This is a genomic window from Sphingopyxis sp. KK2, assembly GCF_001990265.1.
Taxonomy (GTDB): domain Bacteria; phylum Pseudomonadota; class Alphaproteobacteria; order Sphingomonadales; family Sphingomonadaceae; genus Sphingopyxis.
This window is the reverse complement of the sequence record NZ_LYVN01000025.1, coordinates 15,386-36,996: the sequence shown is the minus strand read 5'-3', so window position 1 is coordinate 36,996 and position 21,611 is coordinate 15,386. Positions and strand designations below refer to the sequence as shown.

Sequence of the window (21,611 nt, the reverse complement as noted above, 5' to 3'; positions counted from 1 at the left end):
ATCGCGTGCAGCACCTGCCGCCACAGCGGCGATGCGCGCGAGGATGTAGCCGGGGTCCGCGGCGGGGCGCGGCTGTTCGCGCTGCTGCGCGACCTTGCGACGAACGACCGCGCCTATGACGGCATCGCGGTCGAGGAAATGTCCTGCCTGTTCGCGTGCAAGGATCATTGCACCGTCCATATCCGCGCACCCGGCAAGGTCGGCTATATCCTCGGCCGCTTCGCCCCCGATGCCGACGCGGCGCGCGCGATTCTCGATTATGCGGCGCGCCATGCCGCGAGCGCCGAGGGGCGGGTCGCCTATGCCGACTGGCCCGACGGGGTGAAGGGCCATTTCATCGTCCGCGTGCCGCCGCCCGGGTTCATCGCCGAATGACCGCCTTCGTTTCGATCGCCGATTTCGAAGCCGCGCTCGCCGAGCTGCGCCAGCCCGATGCCGCCGCGCGCGCCGCCGCAGCCGCGCGGCAGGGCGAGCTGACCAAGCCCGCCGGATCGCTCGGACGGCTGGAGGAGATCGCGATCTTCTTCGCGGGCTGGCAGCGGCGCGAACGCCCACGGATCGACCGCGGCCGCGCCGCCATCTTTGCCGGCAATCATGGCATCGTCGCGCACGGGATCAGCGCCTTCCCGCCGAGCGTCACCGCGCAGATGGTTGCCAATTTTCAGGCCGGGGGCGCGGCGATCAACGCGCTGTCCAGCGCTGCCGGTCTCGAGCTGACCGTCGTTGCACTCGATCTCGATCGCCCGACCGCCGATTTCACGCTCGCCCCCGCAATGACCGCGACCGAATGTCTCGACGCGCTCAATGCCGGCGCGGCCGCCGTCGAACCGGCGCTCGACCTGATCCTGCTCGGCGAGATGGGGATCGGCAACACGACCGCCGCCGCCGCGCTGTGCGCGCGCGCCTTCAACGGCGGAGTGACGCGCTGGGTGGGGCCGGGCACCGGGATCGACGACCTGGGCATCGCGCGCAAGATCGCCGTGGTCGAACGCGCGCTCGCGGTCCACGCCTATGCCGCGCATTCGGCGTTCGAGACACTGCGCCGCGTCGGCGGGCGCGAGATTGCCGCGATGGCGGGGGCGGCGCTGCGTGCGCGCCAGCTCGGCATCCCGGTGCTGCTCGACGGCTTCATCAGCTGCGCCGCGCTCGCGCCGCTCGCCGCCGACAATCCCGATATCACCGCGCATTGCCTCGCGGGCCATTGCTCGGCCGAGCCGGGCCATGCCGCGCTGCTCGCCAAACTCGGCCTTTCGCCGTTGCTCGCGCTCGACATGCGGCTCGGCGAAGGCAGCGGCGCGGCGGTCGCCGCCGGGGTGGTTCGCGCCGCGCTCACCGCGCATGCGGAGATGGCGACCTTTGCCGAAGCAGCCGTGTCGGCATCGCTGTGACCGGCTTCGCGCTCCATCTGCTCCGCCACGGCTCGCCCGAGACGCCCGGACTGCTGATGGGGCGCACCGACGGGGCACCGACCGCAGGCGGAATCGCCGCCTGTATCGCGCAAGCCGCAGGACTTGTCGCCGAGCGGCTGGTGACCTCCGACCTGCGCCGCTGCGCCGGCGCCGCAGCCGCGATCGGCGAACAGCACCGCCTGTCCCCCGTGATCGACGCGCGCTGGCGCGAGCTCGATTTCGGGGCGTGGGACGGCAAGGCGCCAGCCACGCTCGATGCCGATGCGCTGGGACGCTTCTGGAACGATCCCGATGCCTGCCCGCCCCCCGGCGGAGAGCGCTGGTCGGGGCTGGCCGGGCGCATCGCGGTGGCGATCGACGACCTCGAACCGCGGCCGACGCTGGTCGTCACCCACGGCGGCGCGATCCGCGCGGCGCTGCACCGACTGTGCGGTTTCGACCGGGCACAGCTCTGGTCGTTCGACCTGCCTTATGCGGCGCTGCTGTCGCTGCACGTCTGGCCCGGCGCGAAGCCGAGCGCGCATATCACCGGGCTGCGCGCATGAAGGGGCTGATCGTCGCGATCCAGTTCCTGACGCGGCTGCCGACGCCGCGCATTGCGGTGTCGGGCGCGGAATTTGCGGCATCGATGCGCTGGTTTCCCGCCGTCGGCCTGATCGTCGGCGCCATCGTCGCGGCCGGCGGCTGGGCGGGGGCGCGGATCGACGACTGGACCGGCGCGTTCGCCGCGCTGCTGCTGTGGGTCGCCGTCACCGGCGCGCTGCACCTCGACGGACTTGGCGACATCGCCGATGCGCGCGGGGCTGCGCACAAGGATCGCGAGCGCCTCCTCGCCGTTCTGGCGGACCCGCATGTCGGCAGCTTCGCGGTCGTGACCATCGCGCTGCAACTGCTCGCCAAGCTCGTCCTGCTCCACGGGCTGATCGCCGCCGATGGCTTTATCGCGATCGCGCTCACCGCCTTTGCCGCGCGCATCGGGCCGTTGCTCTGGTCGCGCTGGCTTGCCGACCTGCATTCGGGGCTCGGATCGAAATTCCGAGACGTCGTTCGGCCGATTGACCTGCTGCTGTGGGCGCTGCTGCTCGGCGCGGCGGCGCTGGCGTCGCGCTCGCTGCTGATCGCACCTTTCACGCTCATCCTGTGGGGCCTGTGGCTTCGCCGTGCGGTCGGCGGGATTTCGGGCGACGGGCATGGCGCGGGCATCGAAGTGACCGAGAGCCTGCTCCTGTTCGCGGCACTCATGTGGATCCATCTGCCATGAACGACCTGTGGACCTGGCACGGCGGCGCGCTCGACGCGGCGAAACGGCATTTCGGCGTAAGCGACGCCGCGTGGATCGACCTGTCGACGGGGATCAACCCCATGCGCTGGCCGGGGGCCGAGACGATGCCGATCGACTGGCACCGCCTCCCCGAACCGGGCGCCTTGGCAGACCTCGAAGCGGCGGCCGCCGCCTTCTTCGGGGTCGCGGCGCGGCATGTCTGCGCCGTGCCGGGGACCGAAATCGGGCTGCGCCTCGTCGGGCGGCTGATCGGCGGCGTCGCGTCGCATGTCGCGCCAGGCTATCGCACCCATGGCGCCATGTTCGCGGGCAGCGCGGCGATCGCGCGCGACGCGGCGGCGGATCGCGGCGGTGCGCTGGTCGTCGCCAACCCCAATAATCCCGACGGCCACATCCTCGATCTGCGCGCCTTACGCGCCGCACGGCCCCCGCACGACTGGCTGCTCGTCGACGAAGCCTTCGCCGACGCGCAGCCCGCGATCAGCGTCGCTCCCGACGTGTCCGATAACGGTCGGCTGATCGTCTTCCGCTCCTTCGGCAAATTCTTCGGGCTTGCCGGCGTGCGCCTAGGCTTCGTGATCGCGCCGCAGCACCTTCTGACCGACCTGCGCGCGTGGCTCGGCGCCTGGCCGCTATCCGCCGCCGCACTCGCGATCGGCACCGCGGCCTATCGCGACCATGAATGGGCCGCCGCGGCACGCGTCAGGCTGCCGGTCTCGGCTGCCGTGCTCGACGACCTGCTGCGGCGACACGACCTCACGCCGACCGGCGACTGCCCGCTGTTCCGCCTCGTCGAGACGCCCCATGCACGCGCGCTGTTCGAACGGCTGGCGCGCGCCGCGATCCTGACCCGGCCCTTCGCCGACCAGCCGCAATGGCTGCGCTTCGGCCTGCCCGCCGATGCCGCGGCGCTTGCCCGCCTCGACGCCGCGCTCGCCGGTGGCTGACCCCGTCGCCCTCGCCGCGCTCGCAGCCGATGCGGCCTTCGGCTGGCCGCATGCGCTTTATCGGCGCATCGGTCACCCCGTCGGCCTGTTCGCGCGCCTGATCGAGACGTGCGAGGTCCATTGGAACCGTCCCGACCGCGCGCCGAGCAAGCGCCGATGGCTCGGCATCGCAACGCTCTGCCTGTTGGTCCTCGTCGCGGGCGGGCCGGCATGGACCGCGCAGCATCTGGCCCTCACGCATCTCGGCCGATGGGGATGGATCGCGGTCGCGCTCATGGCTTGGCCGGCCCTCGCCCAGCGCAGCCTGTTCGACCATGTCCGCGCCGTGGCCGACGCACTCGAACGCGGGAACCTGCCGGCCGCACGGACCGCCGTCGGCGCCATCGTCGGCCGCGACACCGCGTCGCTCGACGAAAGCGGCATCGCGCGCGCCGCGATCGAAAGCCTTGCCGAAAGCTTCTGCGACGGCATCGCCGCACCATTGTTCTGGCTGCTGCTTTTCGGCCTGCCGGGGATCTGGATCTACAAGGCGGTCAACACCGCCGACAGCCTGATCGGCCACCGCGAGGCGCGCTGGCGCGCCTTCGGCTGCGCCGCCGCGCGGACCGACGATGTCCTGAACTATGTGCCTGCGCGGATCGCGGGCGCGCTACTCTGCCTCGCCGGGGCGGGCGGCTGGGCAACCCTATGGCGCGATGCGGGCAAGCACGCCTCTCCCAACGCGGGCTGGCCCGAGGCGGCGATGGCGGGCGCCCTGGGCCTTCGCCTTGCGGGGCCGATCGCCTATGACGGCGTGATGCACGACAAACCCTGGATCGGCGACGGCAGCATGACGGCGTCGGCTTTCGACATCGATCACGCGCTGCGCATCTACATGGGCGCCTGCGCGCTGCTGTGGCTGGTCGCGGGGGGCGTACAATGGGCGCTCTGATGCTGCAGGGTACCGGGTCGGACGTCGGCAAGTCGGTACTCGTCGCGGGGCTGTGCCGCCTGTTCGCCAATCGCGGCCTCGCCGTGCGCCCGTTCAAGCCGCAGAATATGTCGAATAACGCGGCCGTCACGATCGACGGCGGCGAGATCGGCCGTGCGCAGGCGTTGCAGGCGCTCGCCTGCCGCGTCGAGCCGCACAGCGACATGAACCCCGTTCTGCTCAAGCCGCAGGCAGACCGGACGTCGCAGTTGATCGTCCATGGCCGCGTTCGCGGCACGCTGGGCAGCGGCAATTTCCGCGCGGCGCGCGGCGCGCTGCTGGCCGAGGTCATGGAAAGCTATGAACGGCTGCGCGCCGGCTGCGACCTCGTCATCGTCGAGGGTGCCGGGTCGCCGGCGGAGATCAACCTGCGCACGGGCGACATCGCCAATATGGGCTTCGCGCGCGCCGCCGACGTTCCGGTGGTGCTGGTCGGCGACATCGACCGCGGCGGCGTGATCGCCTCGATCGTCGGTACGCGCGCGGTGATCGATGCCGAGGATACTGCGATGATCCGCGGTTTCCTGATCAACAAGTTTCGCGGCGACCCGGCGCTGTTCGAGGACGGCTATCGCGCGATCGAGACGCGGAGCGGCTGGCGCGGCTATGGCGTTATCCCCTGGCTCGCCGCCGCCGCGCGGCTGCCCAGCGAGGATGCGGTCGTCCTCGAAAAGCGCGCCGCGCCGGCCGAGGGACGCAAGGTCATCGCCTGTCCCATCCTGCCGCGGATTTCGAACTTCGACGATCTCGATCCGCTGAAGCTCGAACCCGGGGTCGATCTGGTCATGGTGCCCCCGGGCAGCCCGATCCCCGCCGATGCCGCCGCCGTCATCCTGCCGGGGTCGAAGGCGACGATCGCCGACCTCGCCGCGCTTCGCGCCGAGGGCTGGGACATCGACCTGATCGCGCACCATCGGCGCGGCGGACTGATCCTGGGGCTGTGCGGCGGATATCAGATGCTCGGGCGCCGCATCGCCGACCCGCTGGGGCTCGAGGGCGCACCGGCCGATGTTGCCGGGCTCGGCCTGCTCGACGTCGAAACGATGATGGCGCCCGCCAAGATTTTGCGCCGCGTTCGCGGGACCGCACTCGGCGCCGCAACCGAGGGTTATGAGATGCATATGGGCGACACCGTCCGCGGCGACGTCGCCCCTTTCGCGCGCCTCGAAGACGGCCGCGCCGACGGGGCGATCGCCGCGAACGGCACGGTCATGGGCAGCTATCTGCACGGCCTGTTCGCCTCGAGCGAATTGCGCGAAGCCTTTCTGGCGCGCATCGGTGTCGCTGCCGGCGGACAGGACTATGGCGCGAGCGTCGACGGCGCGCTCGACGCGATCGCGGCCGAGCTGGCGATGCATGTCGACGCCGATGCGCTGCTCGACCTGGCGTTCGCGCGATGACCGGGCGCAGCCTGTTCGTGCTCGGCGGCGCGCGATCAGGGAAAAGCCGCTATGCCCAGGCCCGCGCCGAGGCGCTGGCGGGCCGCCATTCCTACATCGCCACCGCCCAAGCCTTCGACGATGAAATGCGCGTCCGCATCGCGCAACACCGCGACGATCGCGACGCCCGCTGGCAAACGGTCGAAGCGCCGCTCGACCTTGTGGAGACGCTCGGCGCGCTCGACGCGCCCGACGCCGTCGTGCTGGTGGACTGCCTGACGCTCTGGACGTCCAACCTTCTGCTGGCGGAGCGTGACATCGGGCAGGCAGCGCAAGCGCTCGCTGCGGTCATCCCGCGGTTCAACGGCCATCTGATCCTGGTGGCGAACGAGACCGGCCTGGGGATCGTGCCCGAGAACGCCCTCGCCCGCCGCTTCCGCGACGAGGCCGGGCGCGTCAACCAGATGGTCGCGGCGGCCGCCGCCGAAGTCCAGATTCTCTTCGCCGGCCTTCCCATGCGCCTGAAGTGACGGCGGCCGGATTTGGCTGGTTGCGGACCGCCCGGTTTCGGATAGAGATCGCGGCAAGCGGCCATCGCGCGCGACGATATCCTCGCAAGAGTAAGCCATGACCCCCAATACCGCCAAGCGCGCCCTGTTGCTCCACAATGCGAAAGCGAGACAAGGCGAAAACGCGCTGGAGCCGGTGCGTTCGCGGCTCGTCGCGGGCGGCTTTGCCGTCACCGTCGAGCCGTTCGAAAATCTTCCGGAGATTGCGCGGGATATCACGCGGCTCCACCGGTCGGCGGATGTGATCGTCGTTTGCGGCGGCGACGGATCAATTTCGTCGGCGGCGGCGGCCGTGATCGAGAGCGGGCTGCCGCTCGGCATCATTCCGGCCGGCACAGCCAACGACCTTGCGCGGACGCTTTCAATCCCGCTCGATTTTGCGGCCGCCGCGGATGTCATCGTCGCGGGCCACAAGCGGCAGATCGACGTGGGGACGGTGAATGGCCACGCCTTCTTCAATGTCGCGAGCATCGGGCTCAGCAGCGACCTTGCGCAAAGGCTCGATCCGGGCATCAAGAAAAAGTTCGGGCGCCTCGGCTATGCCGTCGCCGCGCTCGGCATCCTCGCGGGAGCCCGGCGCTTTCGCGCGCGGATCGTCGAGAAGGGCCGCGCGACGACGGTAAAGACATATCAGATCGCGATCGGAAACGGGCGGCTGTACGGCGGAGGCAATGTCGTCGAGGAAACGGCTGCGATCGACGACGGCGCGCTTGATCTCTACAGCCTCGAAATGCGCAACCTCTGGAAGCTGGCGCTGATGGTTCGCGCCTTCCGCACCGGCACCCACGGCGCCTGGAACGAGGTCCGCACCGCGCGATGCGTCGAGTTTGACATCGAGACCCGCCGCCCGATGCCGATCAACACCGACGGCGAGATCGTCACCGCGACGCCCGCCCACTTTCGCGTGCTGCCCGCCGCCGTCACCGTTTTCACACCGCCAGACAGCGGCGCCGACATGCGGTCGCCGCTGCTCTATCATCGCTGAGCCAAGCTCGGGCTGAGATGGAATTCGCCCACAAGTCCGCCGCGGATTGGACCTGCGGCACGGTTTCGAGCAATGCTTCGGATCCGCTCTTGCCAAACTCCTCCGTATTTTGACGATTCGGATCCGCGGCATTGGGGGAGCATGCGGCAAGTCCCGGAAATTTCGGATCGAAGCCGCGGATCATGGCGACACGTTGCGAACGGCGCACACCGAGCAAAATCATGGCGCGCCGCGAGACGATGCGACATCGTCCGACCCACCCATTTTCAGTCAATTTTGCATGGAAAAGCGAGACGGCATGCGACCGCATGGCACATCCCGGAACGACCTGGCAGGGGCAGTAGGACTCGAACCTACGACCCTCGGTTTTGGAGACCGATGCTCTACCAACTGAGCTATACCCCTAGGCCGGACAGCGCCATTAGCCGGACAAGTCGGGCGGGGCAAGCCTTATAGCATTGCATAGCTTGCAAAGCATCGGCTGCCTGATATGCGGCCTTGCATGACCGCTGTCCGCGCCTCCGATCCGCCGCAAAATTATCTCGGCGGGATCGCGCTCCGGCTGCTCGCGATGCTCAGCCTGTCGGTGATGTTCGTGCTGGTCAAATATATCGACGCGGCGGGCATCCACCTCGTCGAAAGCCTGTTCTGGCGCCAGGCGCTGGTCCTGCCCCTGCTCGCCATCTGGGCGCTGACGCATGGCGGGCTGTCGATGTTCGCGACCCGGCGTATCGGCATCCACGCGCGGCGCGCGATGATGGGACTGACCGGCATGGCGCTCAATTTCGGCGGTATGATCTTCCTGCCGATGGCCGAGGCGACGACGATCAACCTGTCGGTTCCGATCATCTGCGTCTTCCTCGCCGCCGCGATCTTGGGCGAGCGCGTAGGGTGGCAGCGCTGGGGCGCGGTGTTGATCGGCTTTGCCGGCGTGCTGGTCGTGCTCAATCCGACGACGCTGCTGATGCAGGGCTTCGAGGGCGACCATGGCCTCGGCACGCTGATCGCGCTCGGCGGGGCGGTGATGACCGCACTGATCACGATCCAGGTCCGCGACCTCGGCCGCACCGAAAGCGCGATGACGATCGTTTTCTGGTTCAGCTTGATCTCGATGATCCCGCTCGGCATCGCCCTGCCCTTCGTGATGACCCCGCACAGCGCCGGCGAATGGGGACTGCTCGTCGGGCTCGGGCTGCTCGGCGCGGTGGTGCAATTGTCACTCACCGGCGCGCTGCGCCTCGCGCCGGTGTCGGTGGTGACGCCGATGGATTATTCGAGCCTGCTATGGTCGATCGCCTGCGGCTGGTGGTTCTTCGGCACCCTGCCCGCCGACACGACCTGGATCGGCGCGCCGCTGATCGTCGCGAGCGGGCTGTTCATTGCCTGGCGCGAGCATCGCCTGCATATCGAGCGACAGAAGGATATCGCCGCATGACAAGCCAAACGACCCGGGCCATCCTCTATCATTGCGCCGACGCGCGCTCGCTGCGTTGCCTGTGGGCGGTCGAGGAAACCGGGATCGACGTCGATCTCCATATCCTGCCATTCCCACCGCGCGCCTTTGCACCCGATTATCGCCCGGTGAACCCGCTGATGACGGTACCGGGCTGGGTCGAGGATGGGCGGCTGATGACCGAATCGGCGGCGATCTGCGAACGCATCGCCGAAGGCAGCCCGCTTGAGGTCCAACGGAGCGAAGCCGATTATTGGGACTATCGCAACTGGCTCCACCGCAGCGACGCCACCCTGACCTTCCCGCTCGCGATCATGCTGCGCTACACGCGTGTCGAAGTGCCCGAACGCCGGCTCGCGCAGGCGGTCGACGATTACAAAGCCTTTTTCGGCGGCCGCGCGAAGAGCATCGAGGCGGCGCTGGGCGACGGGCGCGAATGGCTGGTCGCGGGGCGCTTCACCATTGCCGATATCGTCATCGGCTATGCCGCTTTCCTTGCGACCACGCTGAAGGCCGACGACGTGCTGGGCGAGAAGACGAAGGACTGGCTCGCGCGCTGCATGGCGCGCGACGGGTTCGCGCGCGCGCGCGCGCGGCAGCAGGCCCGATAGCCGCGATCATCCTCCCGATTTCTTTTGGGATTGCCGCACCATGGCATTGGGCTAGGTTCGACGCGGTCGGGACCGCTTCAAGGGGGAAGATGATGCGAATGCGAATGGCTCCGCTTTTGCTGTCGCTTGCCTTGCTGGCTCCGCAAAGCGCACAGGCGCAAATACCGTCGGGCTGGACGCGGATCGACGATCGACTGCCGGCCGACGGCGGCGCGGCATCGACGATCGAATATCTGCTGACCAAGCTCAGGCTCGAGGCGGTGCCGGCAGCGCCGACCGACATCGACCATGAGGCATCATATAAATTCAACGGCTCGCCCTGGCCCTTCGCCTATTTTCAGGGCGGCGACGGCAGCATAAGGAACAGCAGCTTTCCCTTCCACCCATCGGCCGATTTCGAGACCGTCTGCACCGCGCTGATCGACGCCGAAGCGGCCCGCGTCTTCAGCGACGATGTGCGCAAGGGGCTAGGCATAAAGCTGCGACCGGTTCCGATGGCGCGGAGCTGGCTCCTGCCGGTCGAGGAGCGCCCGAGCGACCGTTATGCACGCCCGCTGGTACTGGCATCCAAAACGACATGGGGCAGGGAGCAGCAGGGCGACACGACATTCTATAATATCGCGCTGCACGCAGGCGACCTGGTCAATAAGGAGAGGTTTCCGCCCTATGAGAGCGAAAGTGATTTTCGGTCGGAATGGGTGAACCGTGTCCTGACCACGATCACCTATCGCAGCGACAAGGGCGAATGTTTCATGGGCGGTCACTGGGGCGGTCTGCGCATCCGGATTCCGGTGACGATCGGCGCGCGCGATATCGCCGATCGCCCGCAAACCGCGGCAGCCCCCAAGGCCAGGGAAAATCGCGTCGCGCGGCCAAGGACGGGCGGCCCCGTACTCACCCGCACCGGTCCGCCGCCGCCGAAACCCGAAGCGCCGCAGAGCATCGTCCACAAGCCCGGCGAACGTCCCAAACCACCCGAAGCCCCGAAGCTGCCGCCCTGCCCGCAAGGCATGTCGTGCGCCGTCGGCGAAGGCGCCCCGCCGACCCCCGAGGGCCTCGCCTATATGGAAAAGATGCGCGCCTATGAGGCGGAGGTGAAGGCGTTCGAAGCCGGCGAAGCCGCCCAGCGACAGGCCGTCGCCGATCTGAACAAGCAGAAACAGGCCGAATATTCGGCGCAGCTCGCCGCGGCCGAAAAGGAGCATGCCGACGCACTGGCCGCGCGCCAGGCAAGGATCGATGCCGACAACGCCGCCTATCAGGCGCAGTTGAAGGCTCATCAGGCCGAAAGCGAGCGCATCCAGCGCGAACATGACGCGGCGATGGCCGAATGGCGGCGCAAGAGCGCCGCCTGTCTGGCCGGCGATATGTCGCAATGCGCGAACAGCGACGACAAATAGGGGCACGCGATGGATTTGGGACTGGCCAGCGAACCGATCGTCATCGTTGGCGGGACGCAGGGCATGGGTTATGCGACCGCGATGCAGCTTGCCGAGGAAGGCGCGCGCCTTGCGCTGATCGCGCGCGACGTCGAGCGCGGCGAGGCGAAGGCGGCGGCGCTGCGCGCGCGCGGTGCCGAGGTCATCGTGCGCGGCGCCGATGCGACGCGGCCCGGTGACGTCGAAACCGCGATCGGCGCGGCGGCCGATCATTTCGGGCGCCTCTATGGCCTCGCGGTTACCGCCGGGCCGGTGCTCAGTCATGGCAGCTTCGAAGAGGACGGCGACGCGGCGTGGGAAGCGAGCTTCCAGGCGGTGCTGATGACCAGCGTGCGCGCGTGCCAGGCGGCGCTGCCCGTCATCGCCGCGTCGGGCGGCGGCGCGGTGGTGCTGACCGCTTCCTATTCGACCCGCGCCGCGGCGGCGCATCTCTATCCCTATGTCGCGATGAAATCGGGCATCGCCGCGCTGTCGAAGAATCTGGCCATCGCCTATGGGCCGAAGGGCGTGCGCGTGAACTGCGTCGCGCCCGGCGCGGTGGCGACCGAGGCGCTGGCATCGGCGACCGAGCAGGCGGTGGCGGCCTATGGCGGCGATCCCGAAGCGGCGCTCGACCGCTGGATGACCGAGCAATGGGGAATGAAGGTCGCGCTGGGCCGCGTCGGGCGCCCGCACGAACTCGCCGACCTGTTCGCCTTCCTGCTATCGAAGCGGGCCGCCTATATGACCGGCGCGATCATCAACCAGGATGGCGGTACGCAATTCTTCTGAGCCTCCGCCGGCTGTCGTCACGAGCAGCGGCACATCTTGGATCGGCTGGCGGCAATAATCGCCGTCGACGAGGATCGCGGCCTCGACCGCGGGGGTGCGCGCGGTTTCGGTCGTGCAGTTCGGCAGGCGGAACTGGATCGGCGGCAGCTTGGCCCGCACATAGCGCCCCGCAAATTCGGGCTTGTCCTTGAGCCGGAAGCGGCGGACCACGAGCCGCTCGACGATCTCGTCGAGCGTCGGCGACGCCGAGCGCGTGACGACGACATGCAGCACACGGCCATTCGGCGCGATGACCGCCTCGGCCTCGACGACGCCTTCGCTTTCCTCGCGGATCGCGCGCGCCGGATAGTCGTCCGCCGTGATGAACGGCTGGAAATTCGCCATCTGCAGCGCGCCGCCGTCGAGCAGCCCGCCCTCGCGCGCATAGGCAGCGGCCATCACCGCGTCGGCACCCGGCTCCCGTTTCATGATCAGGCGGCCGAGGCTGGCCCAACTCGTGGTTCTTTCGGCCTCGCTGCCACGGCGCAGCGCCGTGTCGAACCAGCGCAACAGCGGGGCGCGGTCACCATCGGCTCCGAGGACCGCATATTGGGTGAGGTCGCGGGCGGCCGCGATCTGCGCGTCAGATGCGGGTGTCGAGAGCTTCGCGACGAGGCGCGGCCACAGGAGCGCACGGGTCGCCGCCCCACCCGGCTCGGGCTTGGATGCCCAGGATTGGAGGCGCTGGCGCGCCGCCTGCGCGACGGCCGCGTCGGGGCTGTCGAGGCGCGGCGCCAAGATCGGCAGCAGGAGCAGGCGCGCCGCGTCGTCATATTCGGCAGCGCGGACGAGCAACGCCTCGGCACGTACCGGATCTGCTGCTACCTGTTTGCCGTCGAGCAACAACCGCCCGGCGCGGGTCCAGTCGCGGCTGTCGTTTCCCGCCTCCATCATGGTCACGGCGCGCGCCGCGTCGTGCCGCGGCGACAGCGGGTCGAGCAACGCTTCGAGCAGGATCGCGCGATGTTTCCAACCCTCGCGCCGCCCGGGACTGTCGACATAGGCCCAGATATCGTCGCGCGCGATGAACGCGCGTTTCTCCTCGGATGACGATGGCGGGGCGTCGCCGACGCCATAATAGTCGCCGCGCACCCACAGGATGCGCCGAAGCTCGGCGAGTTCGGCAGCGTCGGCCGGCTCGCCGCGCTCGTCGAGGAACCGTGCGAGCTGCGCGACCGTATCGACATCGTCGGCGGTCAGCGCCTTGCCGTCGATGACGCGGCGCGTGACGTCGATCGCCAGCGTCCGGTCCCGGCGGCAACCGCCCTCGCCGTCCCAAAGCTGCCATGCGACTTCGGCAAGGGTGTCGCTGTCGGCGCGCTTGGCGGCGAGCAGCTTGTCGAGGTTGTCGCGATGACGCGCAGCGGCGCGGCAGAGCCCCACCAGCTGCCGGGCGCGGCGTTGCCGCTCGCGCATTTCCCTGGGGGTGAGTTCGTGAACGGTGACGACGGTCACCGGGACGGCCGAAGCGGCGACCGGCGCGGTCATCAGCGCATATGCCAAGCCGAACGTCATCCGACCTCCCCGCCGCCCCTCGCCGAATGTCGGAGGCGTGGCATCATCCTAGGCGCGCCGCCCTCGCCTCGCAAGACGACGGCGGAGCGGGCGCTAAAACCACATATCGCGCACGCAGCGGCCGTCGCTCGGCAAATCGTCGAAACTGTCGAGGCCGTCGAAATGGTCGATCGGCAGGTCGGCGACCGCGTCGGGTTCGGCGAGGCGGATGTTGACCGCCATGCGGCGCCGTCCGTCCTCATCCAGCCGCAGGCCGCGCCAGGCAAGCACGCAGCCGCAGCTCGGGCAGAAATGGATTTCGAGCGCGGGATCGGCCTTGCCGCGGCGCGCGAAGGTCGTCGTCGGCCCGTCCATCCCGATGCGCTCGTCTTCATAATCATAGGCCCATAGCGCGCCATAACGCCGGCACAGGGTGCAGTTGCAGGCGGTGATCGACCCCGGATCGCCGGCGAGCGTCCAACCCGCATTGCCGCACAGGCAGCGCCCTTCGAGGGGCGACCTGCCGCCTGTCAATTGACCATCCGCTCGCGCCCCTCCCAATAGGGCGCGCGCAGGTCCTTGCGCAGGATCTTCCCGCTCGCGTTGCGCGGCAGCGCCTCGATCACATCGACGCTGCGCGGCGCCTTGAACGCGGCGATGCGTTCGCGCGCCCAGGCGATGATGTCGCCCTCGTCGATGCTCATCCCGGGCTTGGGAACGACGACCGCCTTCACCGTCTCGCCCCATTTCTGGTCGGGGATGCCGATCACCGCGACCTCCTGCACCGCCGGGTGGCCGAAGATCGCGCTCTCGACCTCGGCCGGATAGACATTCTCGCCGCCCGAGATGATCATGTCCTTCATCCGGTCGTGGATATAGAGATAGCCGTCCTCGTCGAGGTAGCCGGCGTCGCCGGTGTGGATCCAGCCGTCGCCGGTCATCGTCTTCGCCGTCGCCTCGGGCAGGTTCCAATAGCCGATCATGTTGTTCGACGAGCGCGTCACGACCTCGCCGACCGCGCCCACCGGCACTTCCTGTCCGTCGTCGCCGAGGATGCGGATTTCGACGCCGGGCAGCGCCTTACCCGCCGAGCGCATCCGCTGGTTACCCTCGGGATCATGATCCTCGGGCGGCAGCATGCAGATGGTGCCGGTCGTCTCGGTCATGCCATAGGCTTGGATGAAGTCGGCGCCGAACATCTTGATGCACTGGCGCAGCAGTTCGAGCGGGATCGGCGCGGCGCCATAGAGGATATATTTGAGACGGCTGAAATCGGTGTCGGCGCAGCGCGGGTGGAGCAGGAGCATCTGCAGCGCCGCGGGCACGATGAAGAAGCGCGTCACGCCATGCTGTTCGACCGCGTCGAACACGCCGTCGGGGTTGAATTCTGCGAGCACGACGCCGGGCAGCCCCGCCGCGAGCGCCATGATGCCGAGCCCGGTACCGCCGATATGCGCGCAGGGCATCGCGACCAGCACCGCCTCGTCATCCTCCCATTTGGTATAGGGCAGGTCGAGGTCGCTCGAATTGCGGCGGAGCGCGAACAGATTGCGGTTCGACAGCACCGCGCCCTTGGGATTGCCCGTGGTGCCCGAAGTATAGAGCTGGAGCACCGCGTCGTCGGGACCCGATCCCTCGAAAGCGATGCGCGGGGTCGCGGCGATCAGCGCGCGCGCCTCGGCATCGCCCAGGATGCGCGGGCCGTGGTCGAGCTTGCCGGCCAGCTGCTGCGGCACCGCCTCGAAACCCGGGCCGGTGAACAGCATCTTCGCGCCGGTGTCGTTGAGGACATAGGCCCACTCGGCGGGCGACAGGCGCCAGCCGATCGGCGCCATCACGATACCGACACGCGCGGCACCAAAGAAGAGCTGGAAATACAGGTCGCTGTTCTTGCCGATCCAGGCGATGCGATCACCCTTTTGAAGGCCCGCGCCGATCAGCGCGCTCGCGACCTTCGCAGTCAGATCGTCGAGTTCGGCATAGCTGAATTCGCGATCCTCCTCGCGCAGCGCGAGGCGGCCGGGACGGTCGGTTGCCCAATGATTGAGGAACTCGTCAAAGGTCAGAAGGTCGGCCAGCGCTTTCATCATTCTCTCCCGGATGCCGTTCGCGGCAATTCTCAGGCCTGATAACAATGCTTCGCCCAGCTTGGCAAGCGGTCAGCACGTCATCCGGGCGTCCGGACATCTTTGCGTATACTTCGCTGCCTATGCAATGCCGAACGAACATGGCGTTGGTCGAATGATGTCGCGCATTGGACCAGCACGGATTGCACCACGCGACGGCCAACTTATTGCGAGCGTTCGGCAATCGCCCTATGGTGGATTATCGACATAACACAGACGGGCGCCCGCCCGCACGGAGACCGATGTGACCAAGACCCGCCTTTCGCTGCTGTTGCTCGCCTCGGCGCTGACATTTCCCGCCGCCGCACAGACGAACGGCGATCCCGAAATCGTCGTCACCGGCCGCTCGCTGAAGGAGACCGCCGACGCGCTCGCGGCCTGCCTTGCGCGCAACTGCCCGCCCGACGAGGATGTCGCGGCGTCGCTGGCGCATGCCGAGAACCAACTGCTGCAGGGCGATTACAAGGATTCGCGCACGACCCTGCTCAAGTCGATCGGCCGTAACCGCAAATATGGCGAAAAATATCCGGTCGAAGTCTCCGACCTGTTCCGCGCCAACAGCCGCGTCGCCGAACATGTCGGCGAGGCGAAGAATTTCCAGCTGTCGGTGCTCGACATGCGCAACACGCTGAAGGCCGGGCTCGGCGAAAAGGATCCGCGCGTGATGGTCGCGCAGATCGAAGTCGGCGACAGCCGGGCCAAGCTGGGCTTCCCCGACGAGGCCGAGCGCATCTACAAGGATGTCGAGAAGGACGCGCTGGCCAATGGCCAGAACCGCGTCGCGATGTTCGCGCGCGTGCGCCAGGCGCTGCTCGTCCAGACGCGCGCCGAGGCATCGAACCTCGACAGCGATTACAAGGAAGCGCGCGAACTGCTCGACAACATCATCGCGCACCCGCTGCCCGGTGCCGAGGAATTCGCGATGGCGGCGCAGGTGATGCGCGCGCGCACCGATCGCAAGAAGGGCGATGCCAGCTCGACCGAAGCGATCCTGCGCGAATTCGCCGCGCGCGGCGGCGCAAGCCGCCCGGTGCTGCTGTTCAGCGAGCCGATCAAGCGCATCGACCTGTCGCAAGATGCCGGCAACAACCAGCCCGCGCCCAACACGCTGCTGCGCCTGACCGCGCTGAACAGCGTCGGCAAATGGGCCGACGTCGGTTTCTGGATCGGCGCCGACGGACGCGTCGCCGATATCGAAGTGCTGCGCAGCGAGGGCACCAAGCAGTGGCTGAAGCCCGTGTTCGACCAGATCAAGACGCGCGTCTATGCGCCGCTGCGCCGGACCGACAACGACGCCTCGCCGGGCTTCTACATGATCGAGCGCTATACGCTGACGGCGCGCTGGACCGACGATGCGACGGGCACCAACATGCGCCGCCGCGAGGCGACGCCGCGCATCGAACGGCTCGACATCACCCCCGAAAACTACCAGCGGCCGGTCGTGGACGAGAAGAATCCGGCCTGACCGACGCCGCGGGCGACACGTCGCGGCGGCTGGTCGCGCGAGCTCGGCTGGCAAATGGGCCAATGTCGGATGCTCGCTCACCCCATCGGACAAAGCGTCCGGCATCGGAGTGCTGCGCTCGAGCGGCGGGACCGCGAGGCTCGACGCGGCGCCACGCATCTGCAACGCCTCATCCATGCCCCTTCAAGGCCGGCGCGACGGAGTCAATCGCGGCTTCCTCATGGCCGAGCGCTATTCGCTGACCGCGCGCTGGACGACGATGCTACCCGCAGCCGTACACGCCAACGCAAATTCATGCCGCGTATCGAACGGCTGGACATCACGCCCGAGGATCATACGCGGCAACTGGCATCGGGGCCCTCGAACCGATCCGCGCCTAGCCCTGGCGACGAAAGTGCTACGTCAGGTTGTTCGTGGACATCATCGCCGTTCGGCGAAGTCCAATCTGCGGCGACTGCCGCGTCCTTGGCCACATGAAGGTCGCGCACCCGATGGTAGCGCGAAAGCGCTCTGGACCACAAACAGAAACCGCCCTAACCTTGATCTCATCCGTCCGTCTGTGCGGACATTTTATGACGGCGATGGGGCGTGTTTATGTACAGCAGGTTCAAATGGAGCCCAAAATCCTGCGGGCGGCTTGCCATCCTAAAGAAGTTCGAGCCTCTTCAGCCATTCCTGATGATGGCCCTTGTCGAGAAGATTGGAGCAAGGACATTTTTGGATGTCGGGGCTAACGTCGGCATCTACGGAATATTGGTCGCCAGCATTCCGACGATCGAACGAGTATTGACTTTCGAACCTTCCCAAGAAACGCTAATAGAACTTAAAAAAAACATTGACCTAAACGGATTTCAGAAAAAAATTTCAGTATATCCCAACGCCGTTTCTAGTGAAATTGGCAAAGTAAACTTTGGCATCATAAGCGCACTGTCCGGTGCAAACAGCGTCATAAGCACATCGATCCATGATCCGGACAAAGTGACGCAGGAAATATTCGTTGAATCCATAACGTTGGACAGCCTCGCCTTGGCGGACGATGGCTTCCCGGTGTGTATGAAGATCGACATCGAGGGGCACGAGCTAAAGGCGCTGGAGGGCGCGCGCAACTTGCTAAGGTCACGAAAGATCGTGATTCAATATGAAGCCTATGACCGCTCGAACGATGAACTTGGCGTTTTTTTGAAGTCGCTTGGGTTTGGGCCGATCGCAAATATCGGTCCGGATCATTATGTGACGAACGATCCAACGATCGCCACCCCCGAGTTCGCCCTCTCGGTGATCGAGATTGCAGCGCAATTGCAAATTGACGACAATCATGCCCCTCCTGTCCCAATGCCTCATCCGCCACTTCGTGTAAAAGGACCAGCAGGCATCGCAATCGAATTGACCGGACGCAGTCGCAACATCGCGCAACGTTTCCTAAGAGTAAGCAATAGCTAGGTATTTATTCCCGGCATCAGGTAGATCGAATACAGGATGTGTCGATCTGGCCTTACGTCCTGCATATGCAGGTATGCCGGCAGGACGTAAGCCCGCCGAACGCCTTCGCATATCATCGACAGGTCACGCGAAAGCAAGGGGACAGAACTCACCGCCGACGCAATCTACTTCGGTTCAGGAAAGCCGAAATGATCGAACATAGCCGCGATCCGATAGTCATTATGTCCACCGAACAGATTCTTGGCGGCGAGCGATTCATCCTCGGGATCGCCCCAGATGATTTCTTCGAACCGGCTTGGAACGCGTCGATGCGGGAACCCAGCCATCCGTGCCATCCAGAACAACCATACGTCATCCGCATCGCGACATATGTCCATGAACAGGCTTGCGTCAAATACCTCGGCATGGAGCGAGTTTGGCGGATATAGGATACCGCCCATACCCGTCGGGAATATCAACTTTTCTCGGCCCTGATCCTCCGTCGCGGATATGTTGAAGGGCCAAGAGCTGTATTTTTCGAACCCCTGCTCGTTTTTCCGGACGACAGCCAGATGGGCGCGATATCCGACTACATGATCTGGATATCGCTCATGCTCTTTGACCAATCCGTCGAGCCAATGGCGATCATAGAATACATCGTCGTCCGCGGTAACGATGATCGAGGTCGGAAACATCGAAAGCGCCGGCACGATCTTTTTATACGACCGCCAGTCCGGGCAGGTCGCGATCCGCAACCCCGCGTCCCGCAAGGCGAGGACATCCGCCGGCAACAAGGGGAAATCTGCTTCGGCCACCCAAAGGATCACGACGTCCGCTCGGACGGCTTGGTCCAGCAGCGACTTCAATGTCTTGGACAGATTTACGAAGCGAGGCGGGTAGGAGGTCAGCGAAATGACAAGCTGCTCGGGCAGCTCGTGACGCGTCCCGCGGATGCCGGAGAAACGCCTCAGCGAACGCTCCACGCGTGAGCGGCGCCACTTCCTGCGCCAGCCATGATAGAGGCGAGACGCCAATGTCCTCATGTCCGGCGACCCAGCGGTCTCGAATCGGTACGAAGCGCCCTCATGTTCGATCGCGCCGGAAAATATTGATCATGACATAATTCAACGCCCACCGCCCAGTCGGGGTCAGTAAAAAGAGCGCAAGACAGATCGAATAGGCGATCGCGAAGCTCAGCAAGAGCAACCCGATACCGTCCATCCAAAAGGGCAGGATCGACGTCACGCCAAACGCGACGACAAAATAGGCCCAGCTCATCAGAAAGATTTCCCACAGGTCCCGTCGCAAAACCGCCGTTCCCCGCGTGCAATAGGCAAACAGAACCGGCATGCGAAGGCTCGCGCTCGCGAAAAATGAGATCGCGACGCCCTTCGCGCCCCAATTCACCCCAATGAAGAAAGCGACAACCGTGAACACCACCGAAAAGGCCGTCCACTTCATCAATTCCTGAACCCGGCCGGCCAGCATGAAGAGCCATCCGGTCGAATTCGAGATGGCCTGGAATATACCGACCAGCGACAGCCAGAAAAATATGTCCGCGGCCGCTTCCCATTTCGCGCCCAGGATAAGGGTGACGGCAATGTGCGACAGAAGCCCCGCAACGGCCATGCCGGGGGCGATTAATACGGTGACCGCTCCAATTGCGCCCGTGTATGTTGCCCTGAACGCCTCTTGGTCGGATTTCAGGTCACGAAGGACCGGCACCATGATCTTGGCGAGTGGCGCATTGAGCAACTCCATCGGTATCATCATCAAGCGGTAGCTTCGGTCGTACAGCCCGAGTTGAAAGGGCCCCCAAACCCGGCCAATGAGGATGTTGTCAAAGCTCCTGATGAAGAAGTTCATGAAATTCGACGCAAATACGCGAGAACTATACCAGATCAGATGCCGCGCCGGCGACAGGTTGAGCGTCGGCCGATAAATTGATCGCAGCTTGATCAGAAAATATCCGGACTGAACGACCGAATTCATCGCAAAGCCGATCCAGAGAGCCCAATAGCTCTCCAATACCAATGCCGCTGCGACGGTCGATGCGAATTGCGCACCAAAGGCAAGCAGGCTTGCAAATGCCATGTCGGCGAACATTCGATTTCGGTTCGCAATCGCCGAACTTTGCAGGCTGATCCCCACTAGGAAGGACGGAATGGCCGATGCGCATATGAGCAAGGTCGGCCGCAGATCGCCATAAAAATAGCCCGCCCCGACCCCGAGCAGAAGCAACATCGCGGAGGTGACCACGGAACAAAGCAAGAAGAAGGAAAAACTTCCGCGCAACTCTTCCGGCGAAAGCGAGTCAGCTTGCACGAGCGCCTGGCTCAGTCCCAGGTCGCGAAAGATCGACATGAAGCTGATGACCGGCATGGCCATCGCGAACACGCCGAACTGCTCAGGACTTAGAAGCCGAGCAGTGATCAGGAATAGAAAGAAATTTCCGATTGCGATAATGATTTGAGACGCAAACAGAAAAGATCCGGATAACATTATCCGTTGTCATTCTTCTTGTAAAAGAAGAAATCGGCGAAGGATGTATTTTTGATATCATCAGCCGAATAGGGGTATTTATTCGGAATATGGTCCACCAGATCGAAATCTTTTCTATTTCGCTCAACCCATTCAGAAAACAACCGGTGCTTCACGTGACGGTTCGGCCAAGCCATATCAGAATTGCTGGAATATATGATGACGAAGTTTTTCGACGAATCAAATAACCCGGACATATAGTCATCGAACACATCATCTTCTATCAGATGATAAATCACATCCAGAGAAAGAGAGAGGTCAAATCGAGCATCCCTGGAAATGTCCTGCATCAGGACGAAGGAATAATTCTCCTTGTGCGCGAAGGAATTCCGTACACTCTCAAGGATGGTCGGCGACACGTCGACGCCAACATATTCCTTATACTCTATTTTCGAAAGCTGATGCCCGTCCCCGCACCCAAATTCCACAACCGATTGAATGTCGTGCTTTTCCAGAAAGTCGCGGATGATCTCGGCCTTGAAATCGGCGAGACGGTCGTAGGAACCGGCCCCGCTGTTCCCTCCCTTCACATATCGGTTTTCCCAATATTTCGACGACGAAAACGGCGCCGCGCCAGCCTTCCGGGATTGGGAAAAAATCGATTGCAGCCTGGAAAGCATATTGTTCAACATCGATGACCCTGCTTGGCAAACGGCACCGTCCGCGCGGGGGTGCGATGGGGGAGATAGCCCCACTAGCCTGCTACCAACGA

At 65.4% G+C, this 21,611-nt stretch carries 21 protein-coding genes and 1 tRNA gene; 15 read left to right on the top strand and 7 right to left on the bottom strand.

What is annotated here, in order from left to right:
• The 9 genes from B1A78_RS06645 to B1A78_RS06605 all read left to right on the top strand — a co-directional run.
• A partial coding sequence (locus B1A78_RS06645) for a DUF1636 domain-containing protein (RefSeq protein ID WP_077146189.1) occupies positions 1-375 on the top strand: 375 nt, incomplete at its 5' end.
• A complete protein-coding gene (cobT, locus tag B1A78_RS06640; RefSeq protein WP_077146188.1) occupies positions 372-1,388 on the top strand; it encodes a nicotinate-nucleotide--dimethylbenzimidazole phosphoribosyltransferase in 1,017 nt (338 codons plus the stop codon). The genes B1A78_RS06645 and cobT, both read left to right, overlap by 4 nt.
• The gene (locus tag B1A78_RS06635; RefSeq protein WP_077146187.1) at positions 1,385-1,954 is read left to right on the top strand and encodes a histidine phosphatase family protein; all 570 of its coding nucleotides are present in this window, start codon (positions 1,385-1,387) and stop codon (positions 1,952-1,954) included. Before cobT ends, B1A78_RS06635 begins: the two co-directional genes overlap by 4 nt.
• A complete protein-coding gene (locus B1A78_RS06630; protein WP_077146186.1) occupies positions 1,951-2,670 on the top strand; it encodes an adenosylcobinamide-GDP ribazoletransferase in 720 nt (239 codons plus the stop codon). Before B1A78_RS06635 ends, B1A78_RS06630 begins: the two co-directional genes overlap by 4 nt.
• Positions 2,667-3,638: an aminotransferase class I/II-fold pyridoxal phosphate-dependent enzyme gene (locus B1A78_RS06625; protein ID WP_077146185.1), complete on the top strand. Its 972-nt coding sequence runs from the start codon at positions 2,667-2,669 to the stop codon at positions 3,636-3,638. Before B1A78_RS06630 ends, B1A78_RS06625 begins: the two co-directional genes overlap by 4 nt.
• Positions 3,631-4,569 (top strand): adenosylcobinamide-phosphate synthase CbiB, encoded by a 939-nt coding sequence (gene cbiB, locus B1A78_RS06620; RefSeq protein WP_077146193.1) that lies wholly within the window; start codon positions 3,631-3,633, stop codon positions 4,567-4,569. Before B1A78_RS06625 ends, cbiB begins: the two co-directional genes overlap by 8 nt.
• Positions 4,557-6,008 carry a cobyric acid synthase gene (locus B1A78_RS06615; protein ID WP_077146184.1) on the top strand — a complete coding sequence of 484 codons (1,452 nt, stop codon included), beginning with the start codon at positions 4,557-4,559 and terminating at the stop codon, positions 6,006-6,008. Before cbiB ends, B1A78_RS06615 begins: the two co-directional genes overlap by 13 nt.
• The gene (cobU, locus tag B1A78_RS06610) at positions 6,005-6,517 is read left to right on the top strand and encodes a bifunctional adenosylcobinamide kinase/adenosylcobinamide-phosphate guanylyltransferase (protein ID WP_077146183.1); all 513 of its coding nucleotides are present in this window, start codon (positions 6,005-6,007) and stop codon (positions 6,515-6,517) included. The genes B1A78_RS06615 and cobU overlap by 4 nt, the downstream gene beginning before the upstream one ends.
• A 97-nt stretch (positions 6,518-6,614) precedes the next feature.
• Positions 6,615-7,541 (top strand): lipid kinase, encoded by a 927-nt coding sequence (locus B1A78_RS06605; RefSeq protein WP_077146182.1) that lies wholly within the window; start codon positions 6,615-6,617, stop codon positions 7,539-7,541.
• Positions 7,542-7,870: 329 nt separating this feature from the next.
• Here the strand turns inward: B1A78_RS06605 and B1A78_RS06600 are convergent.
• Positions 7,871-7,946, bottom strand: a tRNA-Trp gene (locus B1A78_RS06600).
• A 97-nt stretch (positions 7,947-8,043) separates the two neighbouring features.
• Between B1A78_RS06600 and B1A78_RS06595 the strand changes: the two genes are divergently transcribed.
• From B1A78_RS06595 to B1A78_RS06580, 4 genes are all read left to right on the top strand, one after another.
• Positions 8,044-8,976, top strand: coding sequence for a DMT family transporter (locus tag B1A78_RS06595; protein WP_077146181.1), 933 nt, complete (start codon positions 8,044-8,046; stop codon positions 8,974-8,976).
• Entirely contained in the window at positions 8,973-9,605 is a 633-nt protein-coding gene (locus tag B1A78_RS06590; RefSeq protein ID WP_077146180.1) for a glutathione S-transferase family protein, read from the top strand. Before B1A78_RS06595 ends, B1A78_RS06590 begins: the two co-directional genes overlap by 4 nt.
• Positions 9,606-9,709: 104 nt before the next feature.
• Positions 9,710-11,005 (top strand): hypothetical protein, encoded by a 1,296-nt coding sequence (locus tag B1A78_RS06585; protein WP_077146179.1) that lies wholly within the window; start codon positions 9,710-9,712, stop codon positions 11,003-11,005.
• A gap of 9 nt (positions 11,006-11,014) precedes the next feature.
• Complete coding sequence (locus B1A78_RS06580) at positions 11,015-11,815, top strand: SDR family NAD(P)-dependent oxidoreductase (RefSeq protein ID WP_077146178.1); 801 nt, start codon at positions 11,015-11,017, stop codon at positions 11,813-11,815.
• On the opposite strand, the gene B1A78_RS06575 is transcribed toward B1A78_RS06580, so the two are convergent.
• From B1A78_RS06575 to B1A78_RS06565, 3 genes are all read right to left on the bottom strand, one after another.
• Complete coding sequence (locus B1A78_RS06575) at positions 11,747-13,369, bottom strand: energy transducer TonB (RefSeq protein ID WP_077146177.1); 1,623 nt, start codon at positions 13,367-13,369, stop codon at positions 11,747-11,749. The genes B1A78_RS06580 and B1A78_RS06575 overlap by 69 nt on opposite strands.
• Before the next feature lie 93 nt (positions 13,370-13,462).
• The gene (locus B1A78_RS06570; RefSeq protein ID WP_077146176.1) at positions 13,463-13,882 is read right to left on the bottom strand and encodes a GFA family protein; all 420 of its coding nucleotides are present in this window, start codon (positions 13,880-13,882) and stop codon (positions 13,463-13,465) included.
• Entirely contained in the window at positions 13,879-15,435 is a 1,557-nt protein-coding gene (locus tag B1A78_RS06565) for a fatty acid--CoA ligase (protein ID WP_372236867.1), read from the bottom strand. The genes B1A78_RS06570 and B1A78_RS06565 overlap by 4 nt, the downstream gene beginning before the upstream one ends.
• 283 nt (positions 15,436-15,718) lie before the next feature.
• Here B1A78_RS06565 and B1A78_RS06560 point away from each other — a divergent pair, with 283 nt between their 5' ends.
• Positions 15,719-16,939, top strand: coding sequence for a hypothetical protein (locus B1A78_RS06560; RefSeq protein ID WP_077146174.1), 1,221 nt, complete (start codon positions 15,719-15,721; stop codon positions 16,937-16,939).
• A gap of 594 nt (positions 16,940-17,533) precedes the next feature.
• Positions 17,534-18,379: an FkbM family methyltransferase gene (locus B1A78_RS06555; RefSeq protein ID WP_077146173.1), complete on the top strand. Its 846-nt coding sequence runs from the start codon at positions 17,534-17,536 to the stop codon at positions 18,377-18,379.
• Positions 18,380-18,543: 164 nt separating this feature from the next.
• On the opposite strand, the gene B1A78_RS06550 is transcribed toward B1A78_RS06555, so the two are convergent.
• The 3 genes from B1A78_RS06550 to B1A78_RS06540 form a co-directional block, all read right to left on the bottom strand.
• Complete coding sequence (locus tag B1A78_RS06550; RefSeq protein ID WP_077146172.1) at positions 18,544-19,341, bottom strand: hypothetical protein; 798 nt, start codon at positions 19,339-19,341, stop codon at positions 18,544-18,546.
• Positions 19,342-19,441: 100 nt separating this feature from the next.
• Positions 19,442-20,860, bottom strand: coding sequence for a lipopolysaccharide biosynthesis protein (locus B1A78_RS06545; protein ID WP_077146171.1), 1,419 nt, complete (start codon positions 20,858-20,860; stop codon positions 19,442-19,444).
• Positions 20,860-21,519: a class I SAM-dependent methyltransferase gene (locus tag B1A78_RS06540; RefSeq protein WP_077146192.1), complete on the bottom strand. Its 660-nt coding sequence runs from the start codon at positions 21,517-21,519 to the stop codon at positions 20,860-20,862. Before B1A78_RS06540 ends, B1A78_RS06545 begins: the two co-directional genes overlap by 1 nt.
• Positions 21,520-21,611 lie beyond the last annotated feature (92 nt).